At 49.9% G+C, this 19,803-nt stretch carries 14 protein-coding genes; 6 read left to right on the top strand and 8 right to left on the bottom strand.

From position 1 onward, the window contains the following. The first annotated feature begins 102 nt into the window (after positions 1-102). Complete coding sequence (locus tag PQG66_RS14670) at positions 103-1,068, top strand: MraY family glycosyltransferase (RefSeq protein ID WP_272038471.1); 966 nt, start codon at positions 103-105, stop codon at positions 1,066-1,068. A gap of 173 nt (positions 1,069-1,241) precedes the next feature. On the opposite strand, the gene PQG66_RS14665 is transcribed toward PQG66_RS14670, so the two are convergent. The 3 genes from PQG66_RS14665 to PQG66_RS14655 all read right to left on the bottom strand — a co-directional run bounded on the left by PQG66_RS14665 (position 1,242) and on the right by PQG66_RS14655 (position 4,480). Continuing rightward, positions 1,242-2,060: a carbohydrate ABC transporter permease gene (locus tag PQG66_RS14665; RefSeq protein ID WP_272038470.1), complete on the bottom strand. Its 819-nt coding sequence runs from the start codon at positions 2,058-2,060 to the stop codon at positions 1,242-1,244. Continuing rightward, entirely contained in the window at positions 2,060-2,953 is an 894-nt protein-coding gene (locus PQG66_RS14660) for a carbohydrate ABC transporter permease (protein ID WP_272038727.1), read from the bottom strand. Before PQG66_RS14660 ends, PQG66_RS14665 begins: the two co-directional genes overlap by 1 nt. Positions 2,954-3,136: 183 nt before the next feature. Continuing rightward, complete coding sequence (locus tag PQG66_RS14655) at positions 3,137-4,480, bottom strand: ABC transporter substrate-binding protein (protein ID WP_272038469.1); 1,344 nt, start codon at positions 4,478-4,480, stop codon at positions 3,137-3,139. 491 nt (positions 4,481-4,971) lie between these two features. Here PQG66_RS14655 and PQG66_RS14650 point away from each other — a divergent pair, with 491 nt between their 5' ends. Beyond that, the gene (locus PQG66_RS14650) at positions 4,972-5,994 is read left to right on the top strand and encodes a LacI family DNA-binding transcriptional regulator (RefSeq protein WP_272038468.1); all 1,023 of its coding nucleotides are present in this window, start codon (positions 4,972-4,974) and stop codon (positions 5,992-5,994) included. 242 nt (positions 5,995-6,236) lie between these two features. Here the strand turns inward: PQG66_RS14650 and cydC are convergent, their stop codons facing one another. Genes cydC through PQG66_RS14630 form a run of 4 tightly spaced genes read right to left on the bottom strand, consistent with a single transcriptional unit; the run spans position 6,237 to position 12,653 of the window. Beyond that, entirely contained in the window at positions 6,237-8,171 is a 1,935-nt protein-coding gene (cydC, locus tag PQG66_RS14645; RefSeq protein WP_272038467.1) for a thiol reductant ABC exporter subunit CydC, read from the bottom strand. Position 8,172: 1 nt separating this feature from the next. Further along, the gene (locus PQG66_RS14640; protein WP_272038466.1) at positions 8,173-10,236 is read right to left on the bottom strand and encodes an ABC transporter ATP-binding protein/permease; all 2,064 of its coding nucleotides are present in this window, start codon (positions 10,234-10,236) and stop codon (positions 8,173-8,175) included. A gap of 1 nt (position 10,237) precedes the next feature. Continuing rightward, positions 10,238-11,266, bottom strand: coding sequence for a cytochrome d ubiquinol oxidase subunit II (cydB, locus tag PQG66_RS14635; RefSeq protein ID WP_272038465.1), 1,029 nt, complete (start codon positions 11,264-11,266; stop codon positions 10,238-10,240). Then, on the bottom strand, positions 11,238-12,653 hold the full coding sequence (locus tag PQG66_RS14630; protein WP_272038464.1) for a cytochrome ubiquinol oxidase subunit I: 1,416 nt from the start codon (positions 12,651-12,653) through the stop codon (positions 11,238-11,240). The genes cydB and PQG66_RS14630 overlap by 29 nt, the downstream gene beginning before the upstream one ends. A 366-nt stretch (positions 12,654-13,019) precedes the next feature. Here PQG66_RS14630 and PQG66_RS14625 point away from each other — a divergent pair, with 366 nt between their 5' ends. From PQG66_RS14625 to PQG66_RS14610, 4 genes are read left to right on the top strand one after another with little or no spacing between them, the layout of a single operon-like run. Continuing rightward, complete coding sequence (locus tag PQG66_RS14625) at positions 13,020-14,366, top strand: hypothetical protein (RefSeq protein WP_272038463.1); 1,347 nt, start codon at positions 13,020-13,022, stop codon at positions 14,364-14,366. Between the two features lie 3 nt (positions 14,367-14,369). Further along, a complete protein-coding gene (locus PQG66_RS14620; RefSeq protein ID WP_272038462.1) occupies positions 14,370-15,314 on the top strand; it encodes a glycosyltransferase family 2 protein in 945 nt (314 codons plus the stop codon). Between the two features lies 1 nt (position 15,315). Beyond that, positions 15,316-16,728, top strand: a complete 1,413-nt coding sequence (locus tag PQG66_RS14615; protein WP_272038461.1) for a glycosyltransferase family 4 protein — start codon at positions 15,316-15,318, stop codon at positions 16,726-16,728. After that, on the top strand, positions 16,725-17,405 hold the full coding sequence (locus tag PQG66_RS14610; protein ID WP_272038460.1) for a class I SAM-dependent methyltransferase: 681 nt from the start codon (positions 16,725-16,727) through the stop codon (positions 17,403-17,405). The genes PQG66_RS14615 and PQG66_RS14610 overlap by 4 nt, the downstream gene beginning before the upstream one ends. Positions 17,406-17,655: 250 nt before the next feature. On the opposite strand, the gene PQG66_RS14605 is transcribed toward PQG66_RS14610, so the two are convergent. Beyond that, a complete protein-coding gene (locus tag PQG66_RS14605) occupies positions 17,656-19,650 on the bottom strand; it encodes a tetratricopeptide repeat-containing glycosyltransferase family 2 protein (protein ID WP_272038459.1) in 1,995 nt (664 codons plus the stop codon). Positions 19,651-19,803: the final 153 nt, after the last annotated feature.

The raw sequence follows: 19,803 nt of genomic DNA, 5'->3' as shown, positions 1-19,803 counted from the left end.
CATCCATCAAAGCTCCAGGTTACAATACTGACATCGACAGAATTCGTGTTGAACTCGTATAATAAGAGGAAATGGGAAGATGGGAGTGAACCAAGCGAGTCTATGATGTACATACTGGCTTTCATATTGTCTTTTGCTGTCGTGGTTCTGCTGATTCCGCCGCTGGGCCGGCTGGCACACAGGCTGGATTTTGTGGACAAGCCCCGGGAAGATGTGGAGCGCAAGCTGCATAGGCAGCCCATCCCGCTGACGGCGAGTTACGCAATATTTACTGGATTTTTCCTGACATACATTGCTTTTACGAAAGAATTAACTTGGGAAACTGCTGCACTGGTTGCAGGTGGTATGCTTCTTCTGACGATTGGTACGATTGATGACTGGTACAAAACCAAGGGTAAAGATTTCCCTGCTCTGCCTAAGATGATCATCCAGGTCTCGGCTGCAGTGCTCGTATTTGCCTCTGGTATTGCGTTTACCGGTTTCGTGAATCCATTCAATGCAGAATATGTGCTGTTACCGATCTGGCTGCAATTTATTCTGACGATCTTGTGGATCTTCGGAGTGACCACGGTCATTAACTTCTCCGATGGTATGGATGGATTGGCTGGCGGTTTATCAGCCATCTCGGCAATTACGCTGTTTATTGTAGCTATTACGAAGGGTCAGAGCGATTCTGCACTTATGTCCATCACACTCGTGGGGGTAACACTCGGTTATCTCAAATACAACAAGGCTCCTGCCAAAGTATTTATGGGGGATGCAGGCGCTACATTCCTTGGCTTTATTCTGGCCGTTATCGCACTTGACGGTGCATTCAAACAAGCCACGATGCTGTCCATTTTTATTCCAATCCTGGCACTGGGTGTACCTATTTTTGATAATGTGTTTGTCGTGATTAAACGTTTCTTGCAAGGCAAGGCTATCTATCAAGCGGATGCAAGTCAAGCTCACTACCGCTTGCTGCGCGCCGGTCTTAACCACAAACAAGTCGTTGCCGTGCTCTATCTGGTCAGCACTTGTCTGTGTCTTTCCTCTATTATTTTGTTGTTAGTGGATATGTACAAATAGAATTCATTCAAATTACAAGACAGTATAAGTAAATGAACTAATCCCGTAGATAAATAAGAAGCCACCCTTAATCGATGAGGGTGGCTTCGTTTCTTTATCATATGTTGTTGAATCATATGAATCATCACCACCAGCGGTGATGTGGCGTTAGCAGTACTTGGAGTTAGCAACACTTATGATTTAACTGCCCCCGCCATCGCACCGCCAACGATGAAACGTTGCAATGCAACGTACAGTACAACCAGTGGAAGTGTAACGATCAGAATACCACACGCCAGCAGCGGCCAGTTATTCATATATTGCCCGTAGAAGGTGAACAACCCTTTGGTAACCGGCTGATAACTTGGATCAGACAAATAGATCGTTGGTCCAATGATATCATTCCATACCCCGATTGCTGTGAGAATAATGCCCGTTGCCAGAATCGGCTTCATCAACGGAACCAGGATGGTGAACAAATACCGGGTGTAGCCACACCCATCCATGGCCGCCGCCTCATCCAGCTCGCGTGATACCGATTTGATATAACCCACAAACATCAGAAACGCAATGCCCGTGCCGGTCGTTTTTAACAAAATGTATCCCGTTTGTGTATTATACAGACCCAACTGATTGATCAAAGAGAACTGCGGAATCAGCGGATTCGGCAAGTACATCGAGATGAGAAAAAAGATATAGATCAGCGTGCTGAACTTCACGTATCTGCGCGCAAGCGGAAATGCTGCAAATATGGACAAAATTAATGTCAGCAGTGTAGACATCCCTGTGTATAGCACACTGTTCCACATGTACTGCGAAAAGCTACCCTTCGTCCACGCCTCAGCAAAGTTCTCCAGCCGAATACCTTCCGTGAGTGCCACAGGATTCAGCAGGTACTCTGTCTGTGTTTTCATCGACACATTAAACAGATAGAACAGAGGAAAGACGTATAACGCAAGCATAAGCAGCACAATGATGTAGCTGATCGTTCTTGACGTTCTGCTCTGCTTCATTACACTTCCACCTCTCTTTTGCGAAGATAGAACAAGGCTACCATGGAGATCGTAAACACAAACAGAAACTGAATCATCGCTACCGCAGAAGCCAGGCCGTAATCGGATGTGCCACTACCGAACGCGGTTGCATACACGTCAAATGCCAGTGTCGTTGTATTGAACTTTCCGCCTGTGAGGACGTAGATAATATCAAAGGTTTGTAGTGCACCGATGATGGACAACAGCATGTTAACTGTAAAAGAAGGAGCAATCATCGGGAATGTAATGTTGGTGAAGGTTTTCCATCCTGATGCACCATCCATATAAGCTGCCTCATACAGATCACTCGGAATGGTCTGCAAACCTGCAAGGAAAATGGTCATGGAGTACCCCATATACATCCAGATCTGAACGAAAATAATCAGCTCGAAGGCGATGTTATAATCTCCAAAAAAGTTGGAGCTGGTGCCAAAGAAATTCAGAATCGACTGCGCTGGACCGCCAAGCGGATTCGCTACGAGCTGCCAGATCAGTCCAGACACTGTCACACCCAGCACGACTGGTAAAAAGAATACGGCACGGTACAACTTGTCGCCCCGAAGTTTTTTGTTAATCAGAATGGCCATGAATAGACCTACGGCGTTCTGGATGATAACTACAGCAAACGCAAAATATAAAGATCGTCCAATCGCATCCAGCCGGTCTCCGGCATTGGATGCACCAAAGAACGTTTTGTAATTTTCCAAGCCAATAAAGCTCCACTCCTGTCCCCGCACACCTGTCGCATCCGTAAACGAAAACAGTACAGTCACAAGGGATGGACCAAAGCCAAACACAACATAAAGCAGCAGCGGAATACTCAAATACAGATAAGGAATCAGCCGCGCCTTCCCTTTTCCAAACGGATACATTGTTCTCACACCTTTCATCGGGTAAAACTAAACCAATCTGCCAAAACCAATGAAGCACACCATAAGAAAAAACCGGAATAACCGCTAGCTTGGTTTGGCCTGAAGGCTCTAACCTCAAGCGCTATTCCGGATTATGTTACAGCTTAGTCCATCATTCGGATGAACCTCAGCATGAAGCGTTCATTATTTCGGAGCTGCGGCATCCCAGTCGGCTTGTGATTTGCTTGCAAGCTCCTCAGGTGTTGCAATCGGTCCAGCTGGTTTGAGCATCTCTGCGTGAACGCTGGATTCTGCAATGTACTGTCCTACGTTCTGACGATTAATGAACAGTTGATCCCAGGAGAGCTTGAAGTTCTCAAGGTACGGCTGAATTTCTTGGATGAACTCACTCTTGATCTCCACATCCGGCTGTGTTGGAAGGAATCCGGCTGCATTTACAAAATCGGTGTAATTCTCTTTCTCGGACAACATTTCAAGCCATTTCAATGCATAGTCCTTGTTTGGTGATTTGTCTACAACCATCCAGGTCATATCGTACTTACCTGCCAAATCTTTGTTTTTAGCTGCATCATTGCTGCCTGGAATCGGGAAATAACCAAATTTCAATTCCGGGTTAGCTGCTTGAATCGTTGTTGCATCCCATGTACCGTCAGCAATCATGGCTACCTTGCCTGTAGCAAACAGACTTGGCAATGTTCCATAGTCAATTCCCATAAATCCAGGCATTGCACTGTTCATCAACGTTTGCGCTTTCTGTAATACTTCAATCTGCACCGGATCAGTCAGCTTGGTTTCACCCGTCCACAGACCTTGGATATAACTGAGCTGGTCGTCATGAATGGAAGCTTGAAGCCCTTGCACTGCAAGGCCAATCGGCCAAACATCTTTACCTGCAAAGCCCAGTGCTTCTACGCCATTATCTTTGAACACTTTGATGACGTTTTGCAGTTCGTCCCACGTTGTAGGCACTTGCAGATTATATTGGGCAAAGAGGTCTTTATTGTAGAACAGGCCTGTAAACGCCACTTTACCCATGTTCACACCGTACACCTTGTCGTTGTACGTCATCGCATTCTGCACATCAACCTCATTATAATTTTTGATAAAAGACTGATCCGACAGATCACTAACCAGTCCGGCATCGATCCACTGCTTCCACATCGGATCAGCCGCACCTTTAGACCAATCTTGCGGAGCACCTACAAAGCTGGACTTCAGCGGGATAATATCCACATCACCCGTATTGCCAGCATTCATCCGTGTTTGCATCAACTGGTCGTAAGTTGCATCTGCTGGAACTGTGGTGTATTCGACCTTCACATCCGGATATTTTTCTTCAAACTTGGTATTGAACTCTTTGATATAGTTGTTGATATTTTCTTGCTGCCAGTGGATGATCTTTAACGTCACTTTTTTGCTTCCATCAGCCGGTGTCTGCCCCTCTGATTCAGTCGAGCCATTACCACAGGCTGCAAGCACGAACATTAAAGCGGTTACAATTGTAATAGATAAAAACTTTCTCTTCATATCACTTTCCCCCAGCATTCTAGATTGATTTACACGTTTAAGAGTTTACGAAATCAGTTTCGTTATTCACAACCTCATTATGCCTTTACCTGAAACATTTGTAAATAGGTTCTTTAAATTTTCCCCAAAAATTTGAAAAAAAACGCTCCGCACCTGAGAATCATTAGCTTTTGTAGTCATTAATTTGGAGTACAGTTCACGAAAATGGCAACTGTAAAAGCGGATTTTTTCACAACCCCACACACTGTCACCTCCGTTATATCGGCTTAAAACTCAGTTACTACGGGAGTGATTTCACTAAAATCACGCCAGATTTTCGTTAAAACTCCAAAGGATAAGCCTAAATCATATGGATGCATATCATAAACACTTCGATTATTCCCCTTTATCTTATTGACTCTCTGGTGGTTGTGACATAGAATGTTGGCAGGAAAGTATAATAAAGACACTGCCACAATCTACGAAACTAGTTTAGAATTAGAGGGATGTAAATGAATATCAAAACGATCGCTCGTTTGGCCGGCGTGTCTGTTGCAACGGTGTCCAAAATTATTAACAACTACCCTGACATTGGCGAGGAGACACGCCAGCGTGTGCTTAAGATTATGGAGGAGACAGGATACCGCCCTTCATCATCAGCCAAAACGTTGGCTACTAAAAAATCCAATCTGGTGGGTGTTGTCTTTGCAGGGAAACTGAATGTTGATTTCAGTCATCCTTTCTTTGTAGAGGTTATTAACGCCTTCAAGAAACAGATTGGCTTGTTAGGGTATGATCTGTTGTTCTTTTCTAATGAAAAATTCCTTGATCAGGGTGAGGATTACCTGGCACGTTCCAAATATTTTCAGGTTGATGGGTGTATTATTATTGCGGGGGATGAAGTGGAGAGCAGCGTATTCGACCTGGATGCCAGCCCCATTCCATGTATCGGGATCGATATTGAGCTGACTGGACAGAACTCCTGTTACATCATGTCAGATAACGAGAAAATCTCCACCAAAGTGGTGGAGCAGTTTTATATGAACGGCTATCGTGAGCTCGGATTCATCGGTCTCGAGCGTGCCTCCCTCGTCATGCAACAGCGGGAGAAAGCCTTTAAACAATCCCTAAAGCAGTTTAGTCTCGAAGAGAAACCCGAATGGGTAGTATACAGCAAAGACTATGCCGCAATAGATGGTTATGAGGCAGCCAAACAGATGTTAGAGGCGGAAGTTCTGCCGCGCGCCGTTTTCGCTGCCACAGACTTACTCGCCTTTGGAGCAGTACGAGCCTTCAAAGAGGCTGGATTACGCATTCCAGAGGACATCGCAGTTGCGGGATGTGATGACATTGAAGCTTGCCGCTACAGTGATCCACCGCTAACGACCGTGAAGCAGGATACTGAAAAAATCGGCCGTCTTGCCGCAATGATTCTATTCGACCTGATGAATAAACAGATGGATAACCGTTGCATCAAAGTAGAGCCAGAGCTCGTTCTGCGGCGCTCATGCGGTACACTGCTGGCGTATCCGTAAATCAGGCAGTATACAGAGCAGAAGCTTGGGCTTAAGTATCATTCGGCCACACTTCCAGATTCTGAGGAGAGTCTCCTTATGCGCCCGCTACCCCTCGGTAGTGCTTAAATAGTAAAATGATAATGAAAGATCAAAAAGACGAAGCGGCAATGGATCTGCTTCGTCTTTTTGCTATAGCTATCGGTATCAGCAGGGAGGCACCGATTCTCTCACTTCTCATCAGAACCTCTCGATGCTGTCCGTTATTTGGAAACTGCAGGAGGCAGCGTTGCACGCTGCTGCCGCCCCAGCCACCCGGGCCGATCCAATTCAAGGAGTCGGCGGTATCGCTCTTCCCTCGCCAGCAGTTGTTCGTGAGAACCCTGCATGACGATCTTTCCATTTTCCATAAACACAATCTCGTCCATCTTCTCCGCACCAATCAGGTGATGGGTGACCCAGATCAGCGTTTTGCCCTGCAGACTGTCCAGCATGGTGCGAATCAGTTCGCGCTCAGTCACGGGGTCTAACCCTACGGTCGGCTCATCAAAAATAACAACGGGCGTCTTCCGCAGCAAGACCCTGGCTAGCGCAATTCGCTGCCGCTCTCCACCGGAGAAACGCAGTCCTGTTTCTAACATCGGGGTCTGGTAGCCCAGCGGCAAAGACTCGATCAGATCAGCTAAACCAACCTGCGCAGCCACCTTCCGAATCTCCTCATCTGTTGCATCCGGACGACCAATTCGCAAATTGCCCGCAACGGTTGTATCGAAGAGGTGTGGACTCTGATTGAGCACAGCCACTACTTCGGTTACACTCTCGCCAAGCATCTCCACAGGCAGGTCATTAATCGAAACTTTACCGGATGAAGGGGACAACGCCCCTTGGATGAGCTTTAACAGCGTAGATTTGCCGCCGCCGCTACGCCCAAGAATTGCCAGTCGCTTGCCTTGAGGCAGGTGCAGAGAAATATCCTGAACGGCGTACTCTCCCTCTGCTTCATATCGATAGCTTAACTGCTCCATGCTTATATCCGCACGTAGCTTCGGTGGAATTCGCAGCCGGATACGTCCATCCGGCGCTTCATCTCCGTCCGTTTGCTGCAATTTAACCAGAGTGGATGATCGATGTTCATTATGATATCCGCTCGCTTGAATATGTTCCTCCCGATCTTCTTCCTTGCCCTGATGCTTATTCTCTTCTGGTTCTTCCAGTTTGTTTAGTCGATCCAATGATTCCCGGTAATCGGGCACATGCCCAATCGCATCGTTCACTGGCAACAATGATTCTGTGAGCGGAAACAGGACGAGTACAAATGCTGCAATCATGACCGCGGGCAACTGGGCAGCGGATGCCGCCTGTCCTGCCCACAGCGCCACCGATACAACCATCAGCCCAATGACACATTGCGCAATAAAATCGCGCCAACGGTTCCAGCGCCGCAATTTGCGACGAATCTGGTCAGCTTGATCCTCATCCTCTTCCTGCCACTGCACAAATGCTGCTGCTCTGCCACTGGCAATCCAGTCACCAAGCCCAAGCACCCCATCGGTCAGGCGTGTATACAGCTTGCTGTTTTCTCTTTTGAGCTGTACGCGCCATCTCCAGGTGATTTTCAGAGAAATTGCGGGAAGTGCTGCAACAATAAACAACATATAAAGTGCCATCCATAGTGCAAACATCGGATCTACACTGCCAAAAGCCAGCACAGCCGCACCGTAGATCACGAGTGCTGTAATGGCCGGAAATACGGTACGCAGATAAATATCCTGCAGGCGTTCCACATCATCAGCAAGCGCACCAAGCACATCCCCGGTCTGCATCCGCGAACGTAGGAACAAGGCCTGCGGCTCCAATATGCGATACAGCTTCACCCGCTGATCCGCCAGAACGCGTAAGACAGCATCATGGCCTGCCAATCGTTCAGCATAGCGAAACACCGCTCGAAAAATACCAAAGGCACGTATACCTACAATCGGGACATACACCATTAAAATATTTTCAGGACGCAGTGCAGACTTCGAGATCAGATATCCAGAGGTAAAAAGGAGCATCACCGCACAGAATGCCGCACATGTGCCCAGCGCAATGGCACCGATCAATCGCCAGCGGTACTGTGCTGCATATGGAGCGATCCAGCTATTTTTCCGATACTCACTGCTGCGTTCAGTCTCTTCCCTCGAATATCCGGATTTCATCTTATATCGCCTCCATCTGTGCCTGAATCATATGATAATACACACCTTTTCGTGCAAGCAGTTCCTGATGTGTTCCCATCTCTGCTACTGTCCCGTGTTCCATGACGATAATCCAATCCATATGCGGCATCCAGTGCAGACGATGAGTTGCCAGGAAAACCAGTTTACCTTCGAACAGCGGCAACATGGTCTGCTTCAATTCATATTCGGTCTCTACATCTAGATGAGCCGTAGGTTCATCTAGGAGTAGAACTTTGCGTTCGCTCAGCAGAGCTCTTGCTAATGCCACACGTTGTTCCTGTCCACCGCTGAGCTGCCTGCCTCCTGCACCAATAGGTTCATGTAGCCCCTTGGGCAGGGATGACAATAGCTTCGTCAGCCCCGCTACCTGTGCCACCTGTGCCACTTCTGCATCAGATACCTCCGGCATGTAAAAGCGGATATTATCTGCAATGGAACCGCTGAAAATATACGGATGCTGCGGTATGGCCGCCGTTTGGTTACGCCAGGCTTGAAGCATCTCCGGGGTCAAATGCTGACCGTCGACCAACACTTGTCCGGCTGTTGGCACCTGAAAACCGGCAAGAACATCGATCAGCGTAGATTTCCCCGCTCCACTGGCACCAATGATTCCAATTTTCCCTAGTCCCGTCAGCTGGAACGTCACGTTCTGAAGAGAATACGCTCCTTTTGCTTCATGTTGAACCTGAATATCCGTCAGCGCTAATCGACTATGTTCTCCCCAAGAGAACAAGGATGTCGAGGAATCTCCCAAGTCTAAGGAAGTAGAGGAGCTAGGAGATATCATAGCAACTGTAGCTGATGGAGAAGATGTTGTTGCGGTTGCCGCCAGATGCATTCCATGTTTATCCCGGTTAAATACTACCCGGAGCTGTGAAGTGGATACAGGTTGATGCGGCTGAGAAGACGACCTTCGATCAAGATCATTCAGGTTAGCTGGACAAGCCTGCATTGATTCCGCCACGCCCACATCATTGCCATGTCTACTTCCTATTCCAATCCCATTTCCGTCTCCTTCTCCATTCCCAGATACGTTCTCATCCAGCATTTCAGCATAATCCGCTATAGCGGCATAGGCCTCATTCTGGCGCTGTTCTGTAGCCTTACCTCGTTCAATCACTTGATGAATGGCTTCCCCAGCTTCCTTGCCATCCAATGTCGCATGGTAATCCGCACCCAACATGCGTACAGGCAGAAAGTACTCAGGCGCTAGAATCAATACGGTCAGAGCAGGGAATAGCGCCATATGTCCTTCTGTCAGCCGGAGACCAAGACCTACTGCAACCGACGCAACCGACAGCATCGTAAAAAAGTCGAGCGCAAATGAGGACAAAAAGGCCATGCGTAGCGTGGACATCGTTGCTTTTCGATATCGCTGGCTCACTCGCATAATGGAACCTTCGTGGGCCTTGCTTTGACCCAGCGTTTTCAACGTCTCTAAACCACGAAGTGTATCCACAAAATGATTGGCCAGCGCTTTGTAAGACTTGAATTGTCCATCTATCTTACGTTGAGTTGCCAAACCAATCAGGATCATAAACACGATCAGTATAGGCAATGTCAGCATGAGTATAATGCCGGACATCGTATCCAGTTTGAATACATAGAGCAGAATGACAACAGGTGTGAATCCCATGCCCAGCATACGCGGGATAAACAGTTCCAGATACGTTTTATACTGAGAAACACCTTCTCGCGCCAGCGTCACCAGATGTCCTGTTCCTTCTGTTTTGGCATAACGCGGCCCAAGACGAAACCACTGCTCCGTCATCTCTCTGCGCAGATTGGTCCCTGTTTTCTCTGCATAGCTCGTAGTGACAAGCTGCAACCAGAATGACAAGGCGTAGCGGGCAGAAAAAGCAGCCAGGAAAAGTAGCAGCACCGGATACTGTGAAGAAACAGTAGCCCCGTCAAATAACGCTGTAATGGCCTGTGCCAGCCATTTGGCCTGCATAATTATCGTCAATGCCTGCATCAACACTAGCATAGAGGCCAGTGCAAGTACCGGCCGGATCCCCGGCAGCTTCATGAGCCCGCGTCCCATGTCAGTACTCCAAGTGGTGCTGGTCGTTCAGACGTTTGCGGAAAATATAATAACTCCAGATTTGATATCCAAGCACAAACGGCAACAAGGTACACGCTACAATCGTCATCACTTTTAGTGAATAAGCACCCGATGCTGCGTTATATACGGTCAGGTCAAATGCCGAATCGATTGAACTCACCATGACTCTTGGGAAAAGTCCGATAAATACGGATGCAAAGGCAATGGCAATCACTGCACCCGTCATCCCAAAAGCCCAGCCTTCGCGCTGCTGACGAATGAAGTAAGCAGCAAGAGACAGTGTCACAGCACCAAGCACCACCATAATCCATAGCGCCCAGCCGCGAACAGCAAACATATCGGTCATCAGATAGGTTAATATCGCGTATATAGCAAGGACTGCCGCCAGCGGTATCATTAACTTTTTCGCCAAATGAAGTGCTCGTTCTCTCAATTCACCTACCGTGCGCAGGGAAGCAAACAACAGCCCGTGAACGAGACACAATAAAGTTACACTTAGACCGCCCACAACGGTGTATGGATTCACGATATCCAGCAAACCAGCATGCATCTGCATCTGCTCGTCAATAGGCAGACCTTTCATCAACGTTGCAAAAACGACCCCGAACAGGAACGGAAGCAGTGCACTCGCCACCAGAATGATGATATCCCATGTTTTACGCCAGCGCTGCTGTTTCATTTTACTGCGGAACTCAAAGGCTACACCGCGTCCAATCAACAATAGCAACACAACAACTAGCGGTAGGTAGAATCCGCTAAACAGCGTTGCGTACCAGTGAGGGAAGGCCGCAAACATAGCACCACCTGCGGTCAGCAGCCAGACTTCATTGCCATCCCAGAACGGACCAATGGAGTTAATCAGTGTGCGGCGTTCACGATCCGTTCTAGCAATCAGACCTGTAGACATCCCTACTCCGAAGTCAAACCCTTCAAGAAAGAAAAACCCGATAAACAATACGGCGATCAGTACAAACCACAGCTCACTTAGTAACAACGGAATACCCCCCATCCACGTCAAACGGATCCGTAGACTCGTCTTGCTCTTCGGACTTATCGACGGCATATGGTCCTGCTTTAATTTTACGGACAAACAGGTAAACCATCACGATGCCAAGAACGGTGTAAGCCGCAGTAAAGGCGATCGTGGAGAACAAAATCATACCTGCGGATACATTAGGCGACACACCCGCTTCGGTCGTCATGTACCCAAATACCGTCCATGGCTGTCTGCCCACTTCGGTCATAATCCATCCTGCTGTATTCGCGATAAACGGTAGTGAGATCGCAAACATCATCAGACGCATAAACCACGGTTTGGCCACTTCGAGCTTCTTGCGCCAAGCCAGATAGGTTCCATACATCGCCAGCAGAATCATTAGTCCGCCAGCAGCGATCATGATACGGAAGCTCCAGAACGTCGTTCGTACAGGCGGGATATAATCTCCAGGTCCGTACTTCTGCTGGTACTCGGCATTCAACTCCTTCATGCCTTTGAGACTACCAGAGAATTTACCATAAGACAGATAACTGAGTAATCCAGGAATCTTGATCTCGCCTGAATTCTCCTGTTTCTCCGGGTCAATGGAAGCAATGACCGTCCACGGTGCCGGATCTTCCGTTGTTGTCCATGTGCCCTCACTTGCAGCCATCTTCATCGGCTGTGTCTCCACCAGATATTGAGCCTGAAAGTGCCCCGAGAAAGCTACACCCAGCGAGGATACAAGCCCGATAATAACGGCGATATTGAAGGATCTGCGGAACACTTCCACGTCCTTCTTTTTCATTAGTTTATAGGCACTGATGCCCGTTACTACAAAAGCTCCCGTCATTAACGCACCAAAAATCGTATGCGGGAATTCAACGAGAAGTTGTCCATTCGTAATGAGCGCAAAAAAGTCGGTCATCTCTGCCCGGCCATTATTGATGGTGAATCCAACCGGATGCTGCATAAACGAGTTAGCTGCCAAAATCCACAGTGCTGAGAGGAATGTACCCACAAACACAAGCCAGATGCAGGCCAGATGTACCTTCTTAGACAAACGATCCCAGCCGAATATCCATAAACCGATAAATGTAGATTCCATAAAAAAAGCCAGCAACGCCTCAATCGCCAGTGGCGCACCGAAGACGTCCCCAACAAACCGTGAATACTCCGACCAGTTCATCCCGAACTGGAACTCTTGTAAAATACCGGTCACTACTCCGACGGCGAAATTGATCAGGAACAGTTTGCCCCAGAACTTGGCCATCGTTTTGTATATCTCTTTTCCCTTCATGACATACAACGTCTCCATAATCGCAACCAGCAGCACAAGGCCGATGGACAACGGTACGAAGAAAAAGTGGAAAATCGTTGTAAGTGCATACTGGATACGCGATAGCATAATCGGATCCATACGTTACCCCTTCTTTCTGTTAGCATTAGCAAGATATGTACAGGGCTCTGAAGCGGCATCTTCGCTCTCTGTCTCCCAAATACGTTAATGATCGTATTGTGCCAGATTACCTATTTTTCACATGTGATAATTATCACAATCAGGCCCTTTCTAGGAAAAAAAAGTGACCTCAGTCACACAATAGATAAAATTAAGCCTATTCAACCACCTTCCTCGATGCTTCATTAACCTAATCGCTGTATGTATTCATGGAAGATGTTCATGTTTAGAGGTAAACGCCCATATGTTAGTGTCAGACAGATTATATGAAGCGCTACAACAACTTTACATAGGAGAAACATCCTTAGAGAGTGAGGTGAACTACAGTTGGAGCAACTGGATTCGATAATCAATACAGATTCCAAGACAAGTTCAGACGACTGCACCGATGAATGGGAGGATGAATGGGAAAAGGTAACACCCGAACTGTCTATGCCCGCATACCCTCCGGTTCAATTCGTGCTTTTCCCTCGAAAAGGGGGTTGGTCTTCTTTTCCCTACCCTGAGATTGCTGCTCTATTTGCGGCTCAGCAAGGAACGATCTATTATGTCAGCAGCCGTACTGCTGAAGAGGAAGAACTGCCAACAGCCATTCAAGTGATTACCCTGCAAGAAGCGGAGGCACGATTACAAGAGCCAAACACTGCTGCAGTCGTTGCCCATCCTTACTGGCTGATCGCTGTGGCTTCCCTGCATCCACAAGTATGTATTGCCCTGCTTCCTGAACCGGTCGGAGATGAATCTAGTTCTCCGCTCTGGGAGAACAGCATCTCCAGGCTTGTTGGCATTGCCGACCTGGTTGGGACCTCTTCGGAAACCCGGTACATGAAGCTACTCTTTCAAGGTAGCCGTGCTGTCTGGTTAGGGGGAGAAGACTCCTCTCCTGCCGGTTACATCCATCATCATGGAGCACGCGTTCCACTGCGCGACTATGAACTGTTTTTCATGCATGCATTGCAGGAGGTACTAGCCGGGAAGCCAGACCACATTACGACGCTTCAGAGCCGTATGCGTGCCGATTATTACAGACAACTTCGAACCAAAACAGGTCCTCATGAAACGATCTCGTTTCTTCTGTCCGCTTATGAATATTTGCTGGAGGATTCCCGGGCCACGACTTCGTTGAAAGAATCTTTCATCCAAGCTGTCATCAACGGACGGCAAGATTGTGTAGTGTCGCATTATCGCTTTCTTTCTTCCATCTATGCGAGGTCAGGTCAGATCGAAGAAGCCTTACAGGTCTTTGGCATCAGCGCAAGCAATGAGCAGGAACGTCATCATTACGAGCAATTATGCCGCTGGCTTGAAGCCGGAGAAACTTCGTTAGTTCAAGCGGAGCTGCTTCGCATCAATGACGATTATGGAACAGCTCTGCGCATTTTGGATGAGCTTGGTGGGGAAACGGCAAGGCATTGGAAGTTTCGTATCTATCAGGAGACGGAGTGCGTAGAGTCTGCGCTAGCGTTGATCCATGCGATCGACATTCAGGACGAAACCAGCCTCCGTCAGTATCGGCAATTATCAGGTACAGCTCTCGCTCTTCGGGGAGAGCGCCACGGAGCGGTGAGGCTGTTTCTGGAGACAGCGCTGGAGAATGAAGATGCTCTGTCACGCATTATTGAACTGGAGCTGCTGGATCATGCCGTTCAGCAGCTACTTGGGGAGGTGCCTTAAAATATGGACCCGAAAAAGCGCAGAACCCCTGGGAGCAGACCGATTATGTACGATTCTCTACAAACGCAAAATACAGACAAACGAACCGCAGCGGATGAGCATACAGGCGTTACGACCGAGCAAAGTCAGATTCATCGCGTGATGAACTCCCGGATCGAAGAGGAACCGGACGCTTCCGCTAACCGGGATATGGGAGTAGATGCATTCAAACAATTCTCCCCTATACAACGGGTACGTAAAAGTAAAAACAACAAGCTGACAGCGATGCTTCAGGTACGTAACGAACAAGGGAGATATCTTGAGGAAGTGCTGCATCATCTGAGTGAATTCGTGGATGAGATTGTCATCGTGGATGACGCCAGTACGGATGACACCTCGGATATATGCCGGGCTTTCCCAAAGGTTGTACGCCTGGAGGTGCTGGAGCAGCCTTTATTTTCCGAGGAATGGCGCCTACGGAACGCCCTGTGGCAAGCAGCTATAAGTACCTGCCCAGACTGGCTTCTCTCGGTCGATGCGGATGAGCTATACAGCACAGAAGCCAAAAAGGCGATACGCAAACTTATTAACCAGGATTATGCAGATTGGTTTGCCTTCCGATTCTACGATATGTGGGGCGGCCGAACTCATTATCGGGAAGATGAGCTCTGGTCGATGCACCAGAGGCATACTGCCACTCTTGTCCGGTATATGCCCGGTTATCCTTACTTTTACCCGCAGCAGAATCACCATGTCCCTCGTCTCCCCCCATCTTGTACTGTATTGCCAGGCGTATGCACAGAGTTAAAAGTACAGCATCTCGGCTGGGCCGGCAGTCTGGAGGATCGGGTTCGAAAATACTTACGTTACAAACGCATCGATCCGCATGGGGAATGGGGTAGTCTGGCTCAATATGAGTCTATTCTGGACCCTGAACCGCGGTTACTCCCGTGGAAGGAGGAATTGTAATATGGGCGTGGTCAGCATACTGACCCACAGTTTTACGGATGGATATAACCGCGAGTTTGGCCGTGTATTTGGCGGCGGATTGGAGCGTTACATTCTTGATCTATGCAGTGTGATTCGCGGGCTAGGCCATATCCCCGAGGTACATCAACTGTCCTATTTCGAAGCATTCCAGACCCGGACCGAGCAGATTGACGTCTATGGCTACGATTACGATATGGAGAATGTACCGGAAGCCTTTGACCGAATGGCTGCAGCAGCACGCGGGCCTATCATCTATGCAAGTTGCATCTGGCAGCCCATTAACTACAAACCTGGCAGCCTCGGAATCTGTCACGGGATCAACTGGGATCGTCCAGGCCTGCCGATTGATACCAAACGTCAGGTTGCCGAACATATTCAACTGGCGCTAGATGGACTAGTGCGCATCGTCTCGGTGGATTCTCATTTTCAGACCTTCTGTCGTGCAGCCTGTACGTATAACGATCCAGAACAGATTGTACTGATCCCTAATGCGGTGGATACTTCCTATTTCATTCCGGCTCCCCCAAGAAGGACGCTCGCGCAGCATGATGAGGAAGAATGGCTTGCGGCGTGGAAGGATGATAGCACTCGACAAACCGAAGAACCAGAACTGTTGATTCAGGAATCAGAGGATAGCTTTCCTCACGGTTACCCAGAGACGAAGAGCCACAGCGAAAGACAGGTTCGACTAAAAAGCCTGGATCAAAATCACACGGAGATTCCCGATGGCGGGTATGTCGAAAACACCATTGCCTGGGCAACTCATCATCCGATACAGGATCACACGAATGATGAACCTGCTGGGTCTTCCCCTACCATACGCATTCTATATCCGCGCCGGATCAGCAGTGAGCGTGGCATCATTCCTATGATGCTGGCTGCAGATAAACTGCTAGGCGCTTTTGCCGATGTGGAGATCGAATTCGCCGGAGAACTTGTGGAAGGCAGCACGGTGGGCAGAGTTTTTCGCTACTGGCAGCGTACACATCCACATGCAGCACGGATTCACCAGCATACGTATGATTTCAGAGAGATCCGTCACGCCTACCATCAGGCAGATATCGTCGTTATTCCAACATTATTCTCGGAGGGAACCTCTTACGCTTGTTTGGAAGCGATGAGTTGTGGCCTTCCGGTCATCGCTTCGAATGTAGGCGGACTCAATGATCTGATTCAAGACGGATTCAACGGGCTGCTCGTTCCTCCGGGTGAACAGGCACTGACTGCCGCTCTCGCTCGGCTCGTTCAGAATCGCGCTGAGCGTGAGCGGCTTGGCATCTATGCGCGTGAAACTGCGCTGTCCTATGATCTATCCATATGGCGCAGCCGTTGGAGCAGGGTGCTGGAATCTTTTTTGGCTGAGACAGGATTGAAGGAGGGGATTCAGACATGATGGACACACCCGACATCACAGCAATGATGGAATCGAGATACATTCGGCAGAGTGACCCGAGAACAGATACGCTGGTTTTCCCGCTTCCTCTGGCATGGTGGAGCCGCCCTTATGAATATGAGTGGGCTCGGCAGTTTGCACGCCCGGACGATGTGGTGCTGGATGCAGCATGCGGCATATCTCACCCGTTTAAATTCTGGCTTGCGGAGCACTGCCGTGAAGTTCATGCGTGCGACTGGGATGAACGCATTTTGTCAGAAGAGGCCATCCGGTTGGATATCGCTTCTGACTTCGGTCCGCAGGCAGCTCATCATCTGCCGGAACATTATCTGAGCAGGATTAACCTTGCTCGGACCAACCTGGCTCAGCTTCCGTATGCGGCCGAACAGTTCGACCGCGTGTTCTGCATCTCTGTTCTGGAACATCTGGACACCGGGACGATGCTGCGGGCATTCCGCGAATTCGCTCGTGTGCTGAAGCCGGATGGGCAGTTAATTGCCACATTCGACGTACCCGAGATGCGGCCGGATCTGCTGGAGACAATCATGGCAATGACAGGCCTGAGGATTGAAGATAAACTGAACGTGGAAGAACCGGAGGACGCGATCTCCTCGGAGATGTATGGTGTACCTATCCGCTGTTTCCGGGCTGTCATATGTAAGACGGGGACGATATAACGAAGGTGAATGTGTATCGAGTCTATTGATGCTGGCATCCAAGAAGACCCTTGCAATTGTGCAACCAGAGGAATAGGGAGATCGAATACGTGCTGAGCTGGCGTTTCACTTGCGCCTAGCTAGTTCTGTGAGGTGACTTCCATGTGAGGCATTTTAATATGGGTATAGCGTCTGCCGGGATGTCCCCGGCTTTTTTGCTGTGCTGCAAAGGAGGGCATCCCGGCCGATCCGGCGGTATAAGGACGCCGGATCACAGGTATACCAGCAGCATGTTGCACTGCTGCTGGTAAGCGGGGGCAGTGGCTGCGCCGGAAGCCGTCAGGCGCAGCAGGGTTTGCAGGCCCGGTGGCAGAGACTGCACCGGGCGGGCTTGGGCGGCAGCATGCCGTGCCGTGATTCGGGCCGCTTGATCGGCCCAATCACGTGCCAGGCTCTGCCGCCCGGCGAGCAGGGCGAGCACGCCCGCCAGGAGCGCTTGCGTAGCCAGCGCCGGGGCGGGCATTTCGTCCGCGAAGGGCTGCTGCGCGCTGTAAGGCGTGCCGCATAGCGCAAGCAGCCCTTCGCGGACGTGTGCGGGCGCGCGCAGCAGCCCGCAACGGGCCGCAGGCGGGAGCGCGGCGAGCAGCGCCAGCGCACCGCCCGGCGGCAGCGCCTGCAGCAGGCGCAGCCATGCGGGCCAGGCGCCCACGCTGGCGAGTGCCTGCGCCGCCGCAGGGGCGCACGCATCGCCGCGAGCTGCTGCGCCATGGCCTCGCAGCAATGCCTCGGCCACACGCGCTGCCTCAGGCACAGCCCCCTTGGGCCCGGCTGCCTGTGGGCGTGTCACCGCCGCATGGCGCCCGGGCACGTCATGCTGCTTGTGGCCAAGCGCCCACAAAGCCAGCGCAGCCTCGGGCCCATGCTGTGCATGTGCTGCCCAGGGCAGCAATGCCATGCTGGCGGCTGCGTTCTCGCCCAGCTGGGCCAGCGCAAGCCCCGCTGCAAGCGGCAATGCTTGCAGCGCCGGGGCCAGTGCCGCTGCATGGCGCAGCAGCCACTCCGGCCGATGTGCTGCCAGCGCGGCCGAGACCAAGGCTTGCCACGCCACCGGCGGCAAGCTCACCCCCTCGGCTACGCCAGCAATGGCCTGCGGCCTTCCTGTGGCTGCGCTAAGCAACAGCAATCGCTGCCAGGCCGCCCCATTGCCGGGGTGCATGCCCAGTGCAGCAGTATAGGCCGCTTCCGCTTCTGCCCAGCGGCCGGACTGCTCATGCGCCATCCCTTCCAATGTCAGGCTGCGGTAATGTCCAGCACCAGACACCGAAGTATAATGCCCTGCTGTCGACGCAGCTGATTTAGCCTGCTTCAACCAGTCCAGCGCCATGTCGGACCGCCCTTGATCCAGCTCCAGCACAGCACCAAGCTCCAGCAGATCCGGGAAATCACTATACACCGATACCCAATTTTCCACCACGGACTTAGCGCGTTCCACCTGACCTAATTCTCTCCATGCGTATGCTGTCTTCAGCACCACATCCGAGTGATAGCCACACGTCAGTTCGATCTGTGCCAGTAGTGGCAGTAATAATCGGATAGCTTCATCATACCGTGCTTGCTGAAACCACTCGGCAGCGAATGCATACTGTAACTCCGCCTGCTCTGGGTTCTGCTCCAAAGCTAGCCGAATCAGCCGCATGTTACGCGCATCTTTTCGCTTGGCAGCAATGATCTCATCCAGATAACCGTAATGAAGAATCTCCATCTCTGAGTGACGAATTCCTGTAGGCATAATAGCTAAAATAGAAGAAGCTGCCTCCTCATGTATGTTTCCACGAAAAGCAATACGGGGATCATTGCGAAACAGACGGCACACCTCATCCGTTACACGTTCTTCACCTGAAGTGCCCAGCAGACTCGTTACCTTAATCCAATAACCCCAGACTTCTTCACCCCCTGTTTGCAGCCATTTCATGAACTCCGTTCTGGTATGCGACGTATGCGCCCACACTTCATCCGCATCTAATACAAGAATCCATGAATAACTTGCAGCAGTAAGCGAGAGATTGCGAGCCTGGCTGAAATCACTGTTCCATTCCATATCGATGACCGTTGCATCATAACGCTGGGCGATCGCCGCCGAGTTATCGGTCGAGCCAGTGTCCACGATAATGATCTCATCTACGAGTTCACGCACTGAACGCAGACAACGATCTAAAAACTTGCCTTCGTCCTTCACGATCATGCATAAGCTGATGCCGTCCTTCACCCGTATCCTGCCTCCTTACTGCCAAATCATCTTTCACCACCCTAACAACTAGCCCTGATATCAAAACCTGTTTTTGCACTCAGCTTGTTTTTGCATCTACTTGTCTTTTGTACTTTACTTGTTTTTTACGCTCTGCTTTTTTCATCCCTCTCT

Source organism: Paenibacillus sp. JJ-100 (genome assembly GCF_948329825.1).
Lineage (GTDB): Bacteria > Bacillota > Bacilli > Paenibacillales > Paenibacillaceae > Paenibacillus.
This window is presented reverse-complemented; position numbering and strand designations above follow the sequence as displayed.

What these genes read in the sequence shown, in the direction of transcription:
- PQG66_RS14670 (WP_272038471.1), top strand. Translation starts at nt 103, where the DNA reads ATGATGTACATACTGGCTTTCATATTGTCTTTTGCTGTCGTGGTTCTG.
- PQG66_RS14665 (WP_272038470.1), bottom strand. Translation starts at nt 2,060, where the DNA reads ATGAAGCAGAGCAGAACGTCAAGAACGATCAGCTACATCATTGTGCTG.
- PQG66_RS14660 (WP_272038727.1), bottom strand. Translation starts at nt 2,953, where the DNA reads ATGTATCCGTTTGGAAAAGGGAAGGCGCGGCTGATTCCTTATCTGTAT.
- PQG66_RS14655 (WP_272038469.1), bottom strand. Translation starts at nt 4,480, where the DNA reads ATGAAGAGAAAGTTTTTATCTATTACAATTGTAACCGCTTTAATGTTC.
- PQG66_RS14650 (WP_272038468.1), top strand. Translation starts at nt 4,972, where the DNA reads ATGAATATCAAAACGATCGCTCGTTTGGCCGGCGTGTCTGTTGCAACG.
- cydC (WP_272038467.1), bottom strand. Translation starts at nt 8,171, where the DNA reads ATGAAATCCGGATATTCGAGGGAAGAGACTGAACGCAGCAGTGAGTAT.
- PQG66_RS14640 (WP_272038466.1), bottom strand. Translation starts at nt 10,236, where the DNA reads ATGGGACGCGGGCTCATGAAGCTGCCGGGGATCCGGCCGGTACTTGCA.
- cydB (WP_272038465.1), bottom strand. Translation starts at nt 11,266, where the DNA reads ATGGGGGGTATTCCGTTGTTACTAAGTGAGCTGTGGTTTGTACTGATC.
- PQG66_RS14630 (WP_272038464.1), bottom strand. Translation starts at nt 12,653, where the DNA reads ATGGATCCGATTATGCTATCGCGTATCCAGTATGCACTTACAACGATT.
- PQG66_RS14620 (WP_272038462.1), top strand. Translation starts at nt 14,370, where the DNA reads ATGGACCCGAAAAAGCGCAGAACCCCTGGGAGCAGACCGATTATGTAC.
- PQG66_RS14615 (WP_272038461.1), top strand. Translation starts at nt 15,316, where the DNA reads ATGGGCGTGGTCAGCATACTGACCCACAGTTTTACGGATGGATATAAC.
- PQG66_RS14610 (WP_272038460.1), top strand. Translation starts at nt 16,725, where the DNA reads ATGATGGACACACCCGACATCACAGCAATGATGGAATCGAGATACATT.